Here is a 13357-nt window from a genome sequence, read left to right on the forward strand (position 1 = left end):
ATGTCGCACGCCCTGATCGGTACTGGTGAGGTGCTGCACACCCGGCTCAAGCCGGTGCGGCACGCCTTCCGGTATCCGACCTTCTTCCTGCTGCTGCCGATGCGCCAATGGCGCAATGAGCCGGGTGGCGCGCTGAAGCGCAACCGCTTCGGTCTGGTGAGCTTCCACGATGCCGACCACGGTGACGGTGGCCCCGACGCGCTGGCCTGGCTGGAAGGTCTGCTAGCCCGTGAAGGCGTGGCCGACGCCGACGGCGAAGTCTGGCTGCACTGCTTCCCGCGGGTGCTGGGCTTTGCCTTCAAGCCGGTGAGCTTCTGGTATGCGCATCGGCGTGATGGCTCGCTTGCCGCCGTGGTGGCCGAGGTCAACAACACCTTTGGTGAGCGCCACGCCTACCTGCTGCAAGGCCCCGGCCTGACCTGGGGCACCGAGCAACGCGCCACCAAGCGCTTCCATGTGTCGCCGTTCTGCGCCGTGGAAGGGCAATACCGCTTCCGCTTCTTCCGCAATGACCTGGGCGCCGAGCCCGCGGCCACGCCACGCACCGTGGTGCGCATCGACCACGACGACGCCACCGGCCCGCTGCTGCAGACCAGCGTCAGCGGCCGACTGGCGCCGCTGACGGCCGGCAGCCTGCGACAAGCCTTCTGGCGCATGCCGTTGCTGACGCTGGGCGTCATGTGGCGCATCCACTGGCAAGCCCTGCAACTCTGGCTGCGCAAGGTGCCGTTTTTCACCAAGCCGCAACCGCCCGCCATTCCACTCACGCACGGACACCCGCCCGCTCCGGCCGTGCCGCCGATCGAGTCAACCGCCCACCCCGTCCTGACACGACCATGAACACCACCACTGCCTCCGCCACCAGCCTGCCCACCGGCGCCCCTGCCGCTGCACGCACCGTGCTGCGCCTGCTGCAACGCCTGCAAACCGGCACGCTCGACCTGCAGTGCCCGGACGGCACGCAACTCCACTTCGGCAATGCCGCACAACCCGAACCCCGGGCCGCGCTGCGCATCAAGAACTGGGACGTCTGCAGCGCCGTGCTGCGCTCGGGCGACGTCGGCTTTGGTGAAAGCTACATCGCCGGTGACTGGACCTCACCCGACCTGGCCGCCCTGCTTCGCCTGCTGCTGGCCAACCGCGAAGCCGTGGACGAAGCCATGTACGGCACCTGGTGGGGCTCGCTGCTGCACCGCCTCAAGCATTTGCTGAACCGCAATTCACGCAAGGGCAGCCGCCGCAACATCCAGGCGCACTACGACCTCGGCAACCCGTTCTACAAGCTCTGGCTGGATGAGACGATGAACTACTCGAGCGCGTGGTTCAACGGCGACCAGCGCCAGCCGCTGGCCCAGGCGCAAGCGGCCAAGATGCAGCGCGCGCTGGACGAATGCGGCATCCGCCCCGGCGACAAGGTGCTGGAAATCGGTTGCGGCTGGGGCGCCGTGGCCGAGTGCGGCGTGCGCGACCGCAACCTGAACATGGTCGGCGTGACCTTGTCGACCGAACAGCTGGCCTGGGCACAAGAGCGCGTGGCCCGCCTGCCCGCCGGCCACCAGGCCGACTTGCGCCTGCAGGACTACCGCGACATTCCGGAAACCGGCTTCGACGCCGTGGTCTCGATCGAGATGTTCGAGGCCGTGGGCCGCGAATACTGGGGCCAGTTCTTCCGCAGCGTGCACGACAAGCTCAAGCCGGGCGGGCGCGCCTGCATCCAGTCGATCACCATCCGCGACGACCTGTTCGAGCGCTATGTGCGCGGCACCGATTTCATCCAGCAATACGTCTTCCCCGGCGGCCTGCTGCCCAGCCCGTCGGCCTTCCGCGCCGCAGCCGCCGAGCACGGCCTGAAGGTGGTGAACCAGCTGGCCTTCGGCACCGACTACGCCGAGACCCTGCGCCGCTGGCGCCATGACTTCATGGGCCAGGACACCCAGGTGCGCCAGCTGGGCTACGACGCCAACTTCGTGCGGCTGTGGGAGTTCTACCTCGCCTACTGCGAAGCGGCCTTTGATGCCGGCAGCACCAACGTCATGCAGTTCACGCTGCAACGCGACTGAGACCCACCATGCGCCAACTCCCCTCTGGTCACATCACCCGCCGAGCCGGTCTGGCTTGGGCTGCTGCCGCGCTGGCCTGGCCCGCGCATGCGCAGGGCGTGGCCGTGCCACCGGAGTTGCGTGGCGATTGGCCGCAGGCGCGCCTGCAGGGCCAGACCAGGCTGACGTTCTTCGGCCTGCACATTTATGACGCGCGTCTGTGGGCGCCCGCTGCGGTGGCGGCTGCCGACACGGCGCGCGCAGCGCTGGCCATCGAGCTGATCTACGCGCGCGGTTTGAGCGGCACCAAGATCGCCGAGCGCTCGCTCGACGAGATGCGGCGCGTGGGCAGCGTGGACGACGCGCAGGCCGCGCGCTGGCTGCAGGCCATGAAGCGCCTGTTTCCCGACGTGAAGGCCGGTGACCGCATCACCGGCCTGCAGCAGCCCGGTCAGGGCGCGCGCTTTTTCGTCAACGGCCAGTTGGCCGGCGAAGTGCGCGAAGACGCGTTCGCCATGCTGTTCTTCGGCATCTGGCTGTCGCCCAAAACCTCCGAGCCGACGCTGCGCGAACAACTGCTCGGGTTGCGGCCATGAGCACGGCTCCCCCGGGCGGCTCGCTGCGCGCGGCCGCCGGTTTGCGCTACGGCGCCCTCGGGCTGCCGCTGGCCTTCGTGGCCTTGCCGCTGTATGTGGTGCTGCCCAGCCATTACGCCCAGATCTATGGCGTACCGCTGGCCAGCCTGGGTGCGCTGCTGCTGGGTGTGCGGGCGCTCGACGCCATCGCCGACCCGTTGATCGGCCGCGGCGTGGACCGCGCGATGGCGGGCCCGCGCGTGCCGCTGATGCAGGCGGCCTGGGTGGCGGCGCTGCTGCTGGCCCTGGCGTTTGCGGCGCTGTTCTTTCCAACGTTTTTCTTGCCCGCCTTGCAGGGCAATACGGCGCTGCTGGCCTGGTGCGGTGTCGGCCTGGTGGTGGCCTACCTCGCGTTCTCGGCCCTGAGCGTGCTGCACCAGGCCTGGGGCGCGCGGCTGGGGGGCGATGAGCCGGCCCGCGCACGCATCGTGGCCTGGCGTGAAGGGTTGGCGCTGCTGGGCGTGATCATCGCCAGTGTGCTGCCCGGCACCGCCGGCCTGCCCACCACCTGCGTGGTGCTGGCCGTCGCGCTGGCGCTGGGTCTGTGGGGTTTGGGTACCGGGCCTGCACCCGCCGCCACATCGGCCGGGCGCACGGCATCTGTTGATGAGCGCGGCCTCATCGCCACACTCTGGCAGCCGCTGCGCCTGCCGGCTTTCCGGCGCCTGCTCCTCGTCTTCTTGCTGAACGGCGTGGCGAGTGCCGTGCCTGCCACGCTGGTGCTGTTTTTCATCCGCGACCAGCTGCAAGCCCCGGCCTGGGAGCCCGCCTTTCTGGGCGCCTATTTCGCGGCGGCGGCCTTGTCGTTGCCGGTGTGGGTGAAGGCCGTGGCGCGATTCGGGCTGGCGCGCTGCTGGCTGGCGGGCATGGCACTGGCCATGGCCACGTTCTTGTGGGCGGCAGGCCTGGGCGCGGGCGACACGACGGCGTTCGTGCTGGTGTGCATCGGCAGCGGCCTGGCACTGGGTGCTGACTTGACCGCGCCACCTGCGCTGCTGGCCGGCCTGCTGCGCCGCGAAGCCCCCGACGGCAGCCAGGACGGCGCGTTTTTTGGCTGGTGGCAAATGGCGACCAAGCTCAACCTGGCCCTGGCGGCCGGCCTGGCACTGCCCCTGTTGCAGTGGCTGGGCTATGTGCCGGGCCAGACCTCGAATGACGGACATGCCGCCCTGTCGGTGGTGTATGCCGTGGTGCCCTGCGGGCTCAAAGCCGGCGCCGCCGGCGCCCTGTGGTGGCTGTGGCTTTCAAAGGAATCATCATGAACCGCTTGCCTTCTCCGCGTCGAACGGCCTGGCGCATCGCCACGGCCACCCTGCTCATCGCCAGCGCGGGCTGGCTCACGGCCTGCGCCAGCGGGCCGAAGCCGGCCGACTATGCCGCTGAAAAGCCGGTGCTGGATCTGGCCACCTACTTCAACGGCCCGCTGGTGGCACACGGCCTGTTCACCGATCGCTCGGGCAAGGTGGTCAAGCGCTTCACCGTGAAGATGGTGGGCACCTGGACCGGCAACCGCGGCGTGCTCGAAGAAGACTTCACCTACAGCGACGGCACCTTGCAGCGGCGCGTGTGGCGCCTTCAGAAGCAGGCCGACGGCCGCTACACCGGCGAGGCCGACGACGTGGTGGGCGGCGCGGTTGGCCAGGCCGCCGGCAATGCGCTGAACTGGCGGTACACCCTGGCCCTGCCGGTCGACGGCAAGGTCTGGGAGGTGCAGTTCGATGACTGGATGTACCTGATGGACGAGAAGGTCATGCTGAACAAGGCGGTGATGAGCAAGTTCGGCATCACGCTTGGTGAAGTGACGCTGTCGTTCTACAAGCCGTGAGCAGGCCATGTCACTCAACCCCCGATTGACCGACTGGCAAGGCCGCGTGGTGTGGCTGGTGGGTGCGTCCACCGGCATCGGCCGCGCACTGGGCGTGGCCCTGCATGCGCGTGGCGCCACCGTGGTGGTGTCGGCCCGCTCGGCCGCCCCGCTGCAGGCCTTCGTGGCGCAGCACCCGGGCAGCCACGCAGCGCCGCTGGACGTGACCGACCGCGAGGCCTGCGCCAGCACCGCCGAGGCGCTGGTCGCCCAGCTCGGTGGCCTGGACCTGGTGCTGAGTTGCGCGGGCACCTACCAGCCCATGCACGCCACCCAGTTCGACCTGGACGTGATGCTCCGCCACCAGCAGATCAACGTGGCCGGCGCCCTGAACCTGATCGGCGCCGTGATGCCCTCGCTGCTGGCACAGGCCCAGACCGGCCGGGGCGGCCACCTGAGCCTGGTGGCCAGCGTGGCCGGCTACCGCGCACTGCCCAACGCGCTGGCCTACGGCCACACCAAGGCCGCACTGATCCACCTGGCGCAGTCGCTGCACCTTGATTTGTCGCCGCGCCAGCTGGGTGTCTCGCTGATCAACCCAGGCTTTGTCGACACCCCGCTGACGGCGCAAAATGGCTTCACCATGCCCGCGCTGCAGACACCGGAACAAGCTGCCGCCGCCATCCTGCACGGCTGGGCGCAGGGTGACTTCGAGATCCATTTCCCCCACCGCTTCTCGCGCGTGCTGAAGGCGCTGGGCCTGCTGCCCACGGGCAGTTATGAATGGCTGGTGCGCCGAGCCACCGGACTGCAATGAGCACCTTGCCCGGCGAGCCCAAGAGCCAGGATCCGCGGCTGCAGCGCCTGATCGATTTTTACGAACAGCTGCAGCCCGCACACCTGGACAAGCTCGATCGCATCTACAGCGACGATGTCCGCTTCAAGGACCCGTTCAACGACGTGAGCGGCCTGCCTGCGGTGCGCCACATCTTCAGCCACATGTTCGCCACGGTGCAAGCGCCTCGCTTCGTGGTGCGGCATGCGGTGAGCGATGCGGACCAGGGCTTCTTGACCTGGGACTTCCACTTCAGCAGCAAGGGCAGCACGTTCGAAGTGCACGGCGCCACGCGCGTGACGTTTGCAGCCGATGGCCGGGTGGCCCTGCACCGCGACTACTGGGACGTGGCTGAAGAGCTGTACGAAAAGCTGCCCGTGCTGGGCAGCTTGATGCGCTGGTTGAAGCGCCGGGCGCGCGGGTAACTCGACGCTCAGCTGGCGCTTGGTTTCAGCTCAGCGCCTGCAGCAGCCCATCCAGCGAATCCGTCACCAGCCAGGGCTGGGCTTGCGCGTCAGCGGGCTTGGGCGGATGACCCGCCCGGTGCAACCACACGCTGGGCAGGCCCGCCGCGTGCGCGCCCTCCACGTCCAGCGCCCAGTCGTCACCCACATGCAGCACCTGCTCAGGCGGCAGGCCCAATTGCTCGCACGCCGCATGGAAGAACACCGGCGCCGGTTTGCCAACACCAAATTCTCGCGCGGTCATCACACCCTGGAAGTGCTGCGCCAGGCCAATGCGGTGCAGGTCGGAGTTGCCGTTGGTCAGCGCTAACACCGGGTAGCGGCGGGCCAGCTCAGCCAGGGCGCGGGGCACCTCGTCGAACAGGGTCACACGCTGGCGGTGATCAAAAAACACCTCGAAGGCCGGGTGGGCCAGCGCGGGGTCTTCACCCGCCAGCGTAAGCGCCCGCTCAAGGCTGGTCTTGCGCAACCACGACAAGTCGTGAACCTGGTCCGGGTGCTGTGCGCCCACCGCGTTGCGCAGGGCACGCAGGCCCTTCACGTCAAACCGGGCCGCGGTGGCGGGGGCGTGCTGCGACAGCCAGTCGTGCAGCACGGCTTCGGCGCGCTCGATGGTCGGCCAGACTGGCCACAGGGTGTCGTCGAGATCGAGCGTGATGGCGCGGATGCGCTGGGGCACCGGGGCGAGGAGGTGCGGGGTCGCGGTCATGGGCGCTGTTGTCCTTCGGTCAGGCTGTCGAGCTGGAAGCGGCCTGACTTGTCGACCAGCCAGATGTCGACCCAGGTGTAGATGGCGTCTTCCGTCCCCCCCTGCGCAACCTCGCCGCGCAGGCCACGCGGCGCAGGCAGCTGGCCAAGTTGCCGGATCATGCCCACCACCCACGGGCCCACATCCTTGGCGGCGGCAGGCTCGCGGGTCAGACGCACGTCCAGCACACGTCCTTCGGCGTCCACATCGGTTTCGGTCACGGCCACCGCATGCATCCAGGCGGGCAGCTGACCACGGAAGATGTGCGGCGCATAAGCCGCGTAGACATGGCGGGCCACATCCTCGCGCCAGGCTTGTGTCTGGCCTGCGGCCGACGGCGCAGCGTCCACACGCACCACCGGCGGCGGCTGGCGAAACTGCGCCCGGGCGGGGGCCACCAGCCCCCCCAGGGCCAGCACCCCGGAGGCCAGCGCCAGCAAGGCGTGCCGCGGCCAGCTCACCGCATCCAGCCCTTGCGGCGGAAGTAGATCAGCGGCGCCGCCACCGAGGCCACCATCAGGCCCAGCGCGAACGGATAGCCCCAGGGCTGCTGCAATTCCGGCATGTGCTGGAAGTTCATGCCGTAGATGCTGGCGATCAGCGTGGGCGGCAGCAGCGCCACCGAGGCCACCGAGAAGATCTTGATGATCTTGTTCTGGTTGATGTTGATGAAACCGACGGTCGCATCCATCAGGAAGTTGATCTTGTCGAACAGGAAGGCGGTGTGGCTGTCGAGCGAATCGATGTCGCGCAGAATCTGCCGCGCTTCCTCGAACTGCTCGGCGTTCAGCATGCGGCTGCGCATCATGAAGCTCACCGCACGGCGGGTGTCCATCACGTTGCGGCGGATGCGGCCGTTCAAGTCTTCTTCCTTGGCGATGGCCGACAGGGCCTCACCAGCCGCCCGGTCATCCACGTCTTGCTTGAGCACCCGCGCGCTGACCTTCTCCAGGCTGTCGTAGATGCCTTCCAGCGCATCGGCCGAATACTCGGCGTCGGCGTCATAGAGCTTGAGCAGCACGTCCTTGGCGTCGTCGATCAGGGCCGGGTTGCGACGGGCGCGCAGGCGCAGCAGGCGGAACACCGGCAGGTCCTCGGCATGCACCGAGAACAGCACCTTGTTGAACAGGATGAAGGCCACGCGCACGTTGCGCGGCGTGATGTCATCGTCGATCAGGAAGTCTGAGCGGATGTGCAGCTCGCCGTTGTCTTCTTCGTAGAAGCGGGCGGACTCTTCCAGGTCATCGTCGACGATGTTGTCGGGGATCTGCAGGCCGAAATGGCTGGCGATCCAGCCGATTTCTTCCGAGGTGGGAGCTTCGAGGTCAACCCAGACCGGGTTGACGTCAGCGAGGTCGGCGATGGAGTCGATCTCTTCCTGCAGCAGGCGGCCGCTCAGGCGGCCCTTGTCCAGCGTGAAAACGTTGAGCATGGCGGGTTCCAGCATCGGCAACGCGGCCCGGCGCGGGCGGCGTGTGCATCAGTTTCGTGTCGGGGTGAGGGGCAGACCGTCGCACTCCGACACCGGCCACCGCGCAGGTGTGGAACACCCGGCACGGCCAGCGCGCTGGAGAGGACGGTCACCGAGGGTGAGGGGCGTCCAAGTCAGGCTCTCTGGAAATCAAGAATGGGCCGCATTATGGTGCATTCCCGCAGGGCCTCAGCCGCCGTGTTCCAGCAATTGCGGTGTGGGCTGGGCCTGCGCCACGCAGGGCAGCCACAGCGTCACCCGCGTGCCGCTGCCGAAGGCGCTGTGCAGCCGCACCGCGCCGCCCTGCAGCTCGACGATTTCCTTCACCACGCTCATGCCCAGGCCAGTGCCGGGGATGTTGCCGGAGGGGTCGGCGCGGTAGAAGCGCTCGAACACCCGCGCCAGCTGCTCGGGCGTCATGCCGATGCCGCTGTCGGCCACCTCGATGCCCACGGCCGGCGCGCCGTGCAGCTCGCCGTCGAGCGTGCACAGGGTGATGCTGCCGCCGGCGGGCGAGTACTTGTAGGCGTTCGACAGCACATTGGTCAGTGCCTGGATGGTCTTGTCGAGGTCGATCAGCAGGGGCTGCGCGCCGTGGCTGACCTGCACCTCCACCTTGCGGGCGTCGCCCTGCACCATCAGTCCGTCGATCGATCGATCCACCAGTTCGGCCACGGTGTGCGGCTCGCGGCGCATGTCCTTGCCCTGGCGGGCCTCGATGCGGGCCAGGTCGAGCAACTCGTTGACCATGTTGATGAGCAGCGAGGCCTGTCGGTGGATCGTCTCCAGCACGTCGCGCCGGCGGGCTTCCGGCACGGGCCGGTTCAGCAGCAGCTCGGTGAAACCGAACACACTGACCATCGGCGTGCGCAGCTCATGCGCGGCAGTGGTCAGGAACTCGCTCTTCATGCGGTCGACTTCCATCTCGCGGGTCACGTCGCGGAAGTACAGGATGGATTCACCACGGCCGTCGATGTTCAGCCGCGCCAGCCGGGTGACGGTGCGGCGCTCCGGCAGCACCATCTCGATCAGCTCGTCGGTGTCGAAGCTGCCGGCGCCCTGCGCATTGGCGTTGAGCGTGCTCAAGGGCTCGCAGGGCTTGGTCGGGTCACACAGGGCACCGAAGAGCAGGTCGAACTCCCGCAGCGTCATGCCACTGGCCACGCGCTCCACGTCCCAGCCGGTGATCTTGCGCAGCGCGCGGTTGCCAAACACCAGCACGCCGTCGCTGTCGAACACGGCGTAGCCGTCCGGGCTCAAGTCGAACACCGCGTTCAGGCGCGCATTGCGCTCGGCCAGTGCCAGCCGAGAGCGCTCCCGCTCGCTCACGTCGTTCAGGATGCCGACATAGTGGCGAACGGTGTCGTCCGCCGAGCGCACCGGCGCCAGCGCCAGTTCATTGAAGAACAGCGTGCCGTCCTTGCGGTAATTGCGCAGCACCACGGTGGCCGAGGACTGCGTGGCGATGGCCTGGCGCATCACATCGATCTCCGGCTGGTCGTGGTCAGTGCCTTGCAGCAGGGCGCACTTCTTGCCGATGACTTCCCAGGGCTGGTAGCCGGTGATGCGGGTGAAGGCCGGGTTGGCGTAGAACACCGGCTGGCCGGGCAGGCTCATGTCGGAGATCACGATGCCGTTGGTGGCGCATTCGAGAGCCCGGTTGTAGAGCTCCATCATGCCCATCGTCATGCGCTGCTCGGTGAGGTCACGCACCACCGCGGCGTAGCGCGTGCCGGCATCCGTTTCCACCCGCGAGATCGACACCTCGGCCGGGAACGGCGTGCCGTCGTTGCGGCTGGCGTCAATGTCCAGTCGCGCCAGGTGCGAGCCTGACGCGCGCATGAACAGACCTGCCAGCGTGGCCTCTTCAATCTTCTCTGCGGTGAGTGAAGGCAGCAGCCGGCTCACGGGCTGGCCGATGATCTGTTCTTCCGTGCAACCGAACACCGACGTGACGGCGTGGTTGACCAGCGTGATGCGAGCCTGATCATCAAGACCCAGCAAGGCATCTGGCGCAGCGTTGATGACCGCCGCCGTGCGCGCTTCCGCGGCGCGTGTGGCATCGAGCTGGCGCACCATCGCCGCCGACGCTTCATTCAACGCGTCCACCAGTTCATCCACCTCTGCGCTGCCGCCACTGTTGGCCGGCATCTGCAGGCCGAACTGCCCGGGCAGCCGCCGCGCGAACATGACGACGCGGTGCAAGGGCTGGAGCGCCTGGGCGGTGAAGATCGCCATCAGGGCGATCACGACGATGCCGCCGATCACCATCCAGATCACGGCCTGGTCACGCAGGGCATCGAGGTGCTTGGTGGTGACCCGGGAATCGAAGCGCACGCGCAGCCACGCCTGCGCACCACCGACCGGTGCGGTGGCTTCCACGGTGCCGTTCTCATCGGTTTGCGCTTCGCCCAGCGAGGGCCGCATGCGTTCCTGCGAGCGGTCCGTGATGAGCACCCGGCCGCTGTCGCCATGCACATAGGTGTGCATGATCTGGCCATCCCGGTCGGCCAGGTCGATGCGCAGCACGCCCTGCAGGCTGGCCAGATCGGACAGCCGCTGATGCAGGCCATGAACGTCCTTGTGTGCCAGGTCCGCAGCCACGTTGTCCGCGACCGACAGCGCCAGGTTCTGCGCCCAGCCCCGCCCTTCCTGCCGGGCGGTCTCGGTGATGCGGTGGGTGGAATCCACCGCCATGGTGAGCACCGCAGCCACGATCACGCCGCTGGCAACAACCAGCAACTGCCGCCACAGCTTTCGTGGCCAGACCAACTGCCAGAGCGCGGACATGGCGCGGGCCCGTCAGGCGGTGGCGCCGACCATTCGCTCCAGCGTCTCGATCAGCTGCAACGGGCTGAAGGGCTTGATGAGGTACTCGTCGGCACCCACCTGCGTGCCGGCCTCGCGGTCTTTCTGCTGGCCACGAGCCGTGAGCAGCACCACCTTGATGGCCTTGAGCTCCGGGTCGCTCTTGATGCGCTGGCAGACCTGCAAGCCGTCGAGCTCGCCCGGCATCATCACGTCGAGCAGCATCAGGTCGGGCTTGATGGCGGCGGCCATGCGCAAGCCGAACGAGCCGTCCGAGGCCTCGTGGATTTCGTAGTTCTCGAACTCCAGCGTCATGCGGATGAGCTTGCGGATGTCTGCCTGGTCTTCAACGATAAGGATGCGCTTCATGGTTCAGCTCCTGGCTGGGTCGTCAACGGGCCGCCGTTGAATCAATGGCGGCGTTCGCGAGGGGCGGCTCCTTGCGCCTGCGCGCACGGGCCATCAAGGCAGCCAGGTCCTTCGCATATTGCTGGGCCTGGGCGATGTCGAGTTGGGTGGTGTCTGCGCGGTGGGGCGCGCCGGTGGGCAGATCGATCATGAAAGTGCGCACACCGTGGTCGATTTCCTCGCGCAGCAGGCCGCCATGCATGGCGACGATGTGCTGCGAGAGTTGCAGGCCGATTTCCTCGCGCGCCTGCCGGCGTTTGGTGGCGGCGTTCGCAACGTTTGGCGTGGCCGCTGCCGGGGTTCCCAGCATCGGGATGCCTTCAGGCACTTCACGGTTGAAGACGCCGCAATCACGGAAGATGATGAGGGCGCGCGGGCCCATCTGGCGATGCTCGATCTCCAGCGTGCCCTCCTTGGGTGTGCTGCGCACCGCCGACTCCAGGCACTCCTGGAACACGCGGGTCAGCCACTGCTCGCTGCCGTACAGGGTGGCCAGCGCTGTCACATCGCCTTCGGCGATGAACCGGGCCGTGATGCTGCGCTCGACCGCCAGCGGCTCCACCGCCGTCCAGGCCTTCTGCAGCAGCGGCCACAACTCCAGCCGGTCGGTCGACATCAACGACGCCGAGCCCCAGACCTCGGCCAGATCGACCAGCTTGTCGAGCACGCGCAGCACGTCCTCTGACCGTTCCTGGGCCACATGCACCGCAGCGGCATCACGCTCCTGCAGCGCCATGTCGAGGCCGTCGTGCGCGCGCCGCAGAGGCTCACGCAGGTCTTCCTGGACAACGATCATCAGGTTGTTGAAGGCCACGCCGCCGGCGTCCAGCGTGTCATTGGCGATCATCACGAAGGCATCGTCCTTGACGAGGCCGGGAATCACGCGGCACATCAGCTCAGCCGGCGCCTGCCCCGGCTGCGACGCCACGCCGGAGGCCTTGATCACGCGGGGCGTCTGGGTTTCGACGGCCTCCGCCACGGCACGCATCATGTCGGTGTCATACAGGCGCAGGCCCGAGGACAGACCCGTCTTCTGACCGGCCAGGGTATTGGCATGGCGCACCACGCCGTCGCTGCCCACCCACAGCAGGCCCTGTTTCAGGTTCTCAAGCAGCTCAGACAAGCTGGTGTTCATGATCAGCACTCTCCAGCCCAGGGGCGGTTCGCGGTCGTCGCATCGTGTCGCGGGCGACCGGACGGACGCCAACCGTTCGACCACCATGCGTCGGTTATCGGCGTGTCTGAGGGAGGCTGAAGTGGTGGGCGCGAAGTTGTACGCGTTCTTGTGCGCGAAGTTGCGCACGAAGTTGCGCAGGCAGTTGCGCACGCAGTTCCGCACGTACCGGCCGGCGCGCGGCGCCGTGCCGGAGGATCAGAGCGGAATGGCCGCGCTGTCCAGCCGCACGATGCCCAGCTCGGCGATGCGCGCGCGTGCGAGCTTTTCAAGCTCGGCAAACGGAACCGGCTTGGTGAGGCAGCGCACACCGGGAGGCAGCGTGCCGCGGTCAGCCAGTTCCACCGGGCTCAGCGCCGTGATGACCACGATGTGCTCGGCCGACAGCGCCTGCTCAGAGGCCAGCAGCGAGCGCAGCATGTGGAAACCGTCCATGCCGGGCATCATCAAGTCGGTGATCAGCAAGTCAGGCCGCTGCTGGCCGATCTGCATCAGACCGTCGAAACCGTCCTTGGCCAGGCGGACATGAATGGGCAAGTCCCAGCCTTCAATGACCATGGCGTAGAGATTGAGTAGATCAGGCTCATCTTCAACCACCAGCATCTCCAGCGTGTCGCGCGCGGGGCCGGCCACGGCGCCACGGCGCTCGGCCGCCAGGGCCAGCACGGCGGCACGGGCAATCCGGCGATGTCCGCCTGCGGTCTTCCAGGCCGGCAAGACGCCGCTTTCAACCCAGAGCTGAACCGTGCGCAGCGCCACCCCCAGCATCTGGGCGGCTTCGCGGGTGGACATGACGTCGTCGTTGGTAGGTGATCGGTGCACCGTGGCAATTTATCAGTTGTATCAACTGAAACCAATCCCGCATCGGGATGAATTGCGCCGGGCTGCCGTCAAGGGCGTGATCTGCATCAAACGCGGGCGCCATGGCCGGCTGAGCGATCAGCGGAAGCTGAGGGCCGCGGCAGGCAAGG

The 13357-nt window shown here is 67.7% G+C and carries 14 protein-coding genes; 7 read left to right on the forward strand and 7 right to left on the reverse strand.

The features are described 5' to 3' along the window. Genes AACH00_RS13115 through AACH00_RS13145 form a run of 7 tightly spaced genes read left to right on the forward strand, consistent with a single transcriptional unit; the run spans position 1 to position 5738 of the window. Complete coding sequence (locus AACH00_RS13115) at positions 1 to 840, forward strand: DUF1365 domain-containing protein (protein WP_341399597.1); 840 nt, start codon at positions 1 to 3, stop codon at positions 838 to 840. Then, positions 837 to 2060 (forward strand): class I SAM-dependent methyltransferase, encoded by a 1224-nt coding sequence (locus AACH00_RS13120; protein ID WP_341399598.1) that lies wholly within the window; start codon positions 837 to 839, stop codon positions 2058 to 2060. The genes AACH00_RS13115 and AACH00_RS13120 overlap by 4 nt, the downstream gene beginning before the upstream one ends. Before the next feature lie 8 nt (positions 2061 to 2068). Next, the gene (locus AACH00_RS13125; RefSeq protein WP_341399599.1) at positions 2069 to 2635 is read left to right on the forward strand and encodes a chalcone isomerase family protein; all 567 of its coding nucleotides are present in this window, start codon (positions 2069 to 2071) and stop codon (positions 2633 to 2635) included. Next, a complete protein-coding gene (locus AACH00_RS13130; RefSeq protein ID WP_341399600.1) occupies positions 2632 to 3936 on the forward strand; it encodes an MFS transporter in 1305 nt (434 codons plus the stop codon). Before AACH00_RS13125 ends, AACH00_RS13130 begins: the two co-directional genes overlap by 4 nt. Continuing rightward, positions 3933 to 4499, forward strand: a complete 567-nt coding sequence (locus AACH00_RS13135) for a DUF3833 domain-containing protein (protein ID WP_341399601.1) — start codon at positions 3933 to 3935, stop codon at positions 4497 to 4499. The genes AACH00_RS13130 and AACH00_RS13135 overlap by 4 nt, the downstream gene beginning before the upstream one ends. 7 nt (positions 4500 to 4506) lie before the next feature. Further along, positions 4507 to 5295, forward strand: a complete 789-nt coding sequence (locus tag AACH00_RS13140) for an SDR family NAD(P)-dependent oxidoreductase (RefSeq protein WP_341399602.1) — start codon at positions 4507 to 4509, stop codon at positions 5293 to 5295. Beyond that, positions 5292 to 5738: a nuclear transport factor 2 family protein gene (locus tag AACH00_RS13145; protein WP_341399603.1), complete on the forward strand. Its 447-nt coding sequence runs from the start codon at positions 5292 to 5294 to the stop codon at positions 5736 to 5738. The genes AACH00_RS13140 and AACH00_RS13145 overlap by 4 nt, the downstream gene beginning before the upstream one ends. 25 nt (positions 5739 to 5763) lie before the next feature. Here the strand turns inward: AACH00_RS13145 and AACH00_RS13150 are convergent, their stop codons facing one another. The 7 genes from AACH00_RS13150 to AACH00_RS13180 all read right to left on the reverse strand — a co-directional run bounded on the left by AACH00_RS13150 (position 5764) and on the right by AACH00_RS13180 (position 13208). Next, entirely contained in the window at positions 5764 to 6486 is a 723-nt protein-coding gene (locus AACH00_RS13150; protein WP_341399604.1) for an HAD family hydrolase, read from the reverse strand. After that, positions 6483 to 6986, reverse strand: a complete 504-nt coding sequence (locus AACH00_RS13155) for a hypothetical protein (protein ID WP_341399605.1) — start codon at positions 6984 to 6986, stop codon at positions 6483 to 6485. The genes AACH00_RS13150 and AACH00_RS13155 overlap by 4 nt, the downstream gene beginning before the upstream one ends. Next, a complete protein-coding gene (gene corA, locus AACH00_RS13160) occupies positions 6983 to 7957 on the reverse strand; it encodes a magnesium/cobalt transporter CorA (RefSeq protein ID WP_341399606.1) in 975 nt (324 codons plus the stop codon). Before corA ends, AACH00_RS13155 begins: the two co-directional genes overlap by 4 nt. 228 nt (positions 7958 to 8185) lie before the next feature. Continuing rightward, a complete protein-coding gene (locus tag AACH00_RS13165; RefSeq protein ID WP_341399607.1) occupies positions 8186 to 10786 on the reverse strand; it encodes a PAS domain S-box protein in 2601 nt (866 codons plus the stop codon). A 12-nt stretch (positions 10787 to 10798) separates the two neighbouring features. Next, positions 10799 to 11173 (reverse strand): response regulator transcription factor, encoded by a 375-nt coding sequence (locus tag AACH00_RS13170; protein ID WP_341399608.1) that lies wholly within the window; start codon positions 11171 to 11173, stop codon positions 10799 to 10801. 22 nt (positions 11174 to 11195) lie between these two features. Beyond that, positions 11196 to 12347 carry a sensor histidine kinase gene (locus AACH00_RS13175; RefSeq protein WP_341399609.1) on the reverse strand — a complete coding sequence of 384 codons (1152 nt, stop codon included), beginning with the start codon at positions 12345 to 12347 and terminating at the stop codon, positions 11196 to 11198. Between the two features lie 237 nt (positions 12348 to 12584). Beyond that, positions 12585 to 13208 carry a response regulator gene (locus AACH00_RS13180; protein ID WP_341399610.1) on the reverse strand — a complete coding sequence of 208 codons (624 nt, stop codon included), beginning with the start codon at positions 13206 to 13208 and terminating at the stop codon, positions 12585 to 12587. Between the last annotated feature and the right edge of the window lie 149 nt (positions 13209 to 13357).

It is taken from the genome of Ideonella margarita (genome assembly GCF_038066635.1).
Lineage (GTDB): Bacteria > Pseudomonadota > Gammaproteobacteria > Burkholderiales > Burkholderiaceae_C > Ideonella > Ideonella margarita.

What these genes read in the sequence shown, in the direction of transcription:
- AACH00_RS13130 (WP_341399600.1), top strand. Translation starts at nt 2,632, where the DNA reads ATGAGCACGGCTCCCCCGGGCGGCTCGCTGCGCGCGGCCGCCGGTTTG.
- AACH00_RS13150 (WP_341399604.1), bottom strand. Translation starts at nt 6,486, where the DNA reads ATGACCGCGACCCCGCACCTCCTCGCCCCGGTGCCCCAGCGCATCCGC.
- corA (WP_341399606.1), bottom strand. Translation starts at nt 7,957, where the DNA reads ATGCTCAACGTTTTCACGCTGGACAAGGGCCGCCTGAGCGGCCGCCTG.
- AACH00_RS13135 (WP_341399601.1), top strand. Translation starts at nt 3,933, where the DNA reads ATGAACCGCTTGCCTTCTCCGCGTCGAACGGCCTGGCGCATCGCCACG.
- AACH00_RS13170 (WP_341399608.1), bottom strand. Translation starts at nt 11,173, where the DNA reads ATGAAGCGCATCCTTATCGTTGAAGACCAGGCAGACATCCGCAAGCTC.
- AACH00_RS13175 (WP_341399609.1), bottom strand. Translation starts at nt 12,347, where the DNA reads ATGAACACCAGCTTGTCTGAGCTGCTTGAGAACCTGAAACAGGGCCTG.
- AACH00_RS13115 (WP_341399597.1), top strand. Translation starts at nt 1, where the DNA reads ATGTCGCACGCCCTGATCGGTACTGGTGAGGTGCTGCACACCCGGCTC.
- AACH00_RS13120 (WP_341399598.1), top strand. Translation starts at nt 837, where the DNA reads ATGAACACCACCACTGCCTCCGCCACCAGCCTGCCCACCGGCGCCCCT.
- AACH00_RS13125 (WP_341399599.1), top strand. Translation starts at nt 2,069, where the DNA reads ATGCGCCAACTCCCCTCTGGTCACATCACCCGCCGAGCCGGTCTGGCT.
- AACH00_RS13140 (WP_341399602.1), top strand. Translation starts at nt 4,507, where the DNA reads ATGTCACTCAACCCCCGATTGACCGACTGGCAAGGCCGCGTGGTGTGG.
- AACH00_RS13165 (WP_341399607.1), bottom strand. Translation starts at nt 10,786, where the DNA reads ATGTCCGCGCTCTGGCAGTTGGTCTGGCCACGAAAGCTGTGGCGGCAG.
- AACH00_RS13145 (WP_341399603.1), top strand. Translation starts at nt 5,292, where the DNA reads ATGAGCACCTTGCCCGGCGAGCCCAAGAGCCAGGATCCGCGGCTGCAG.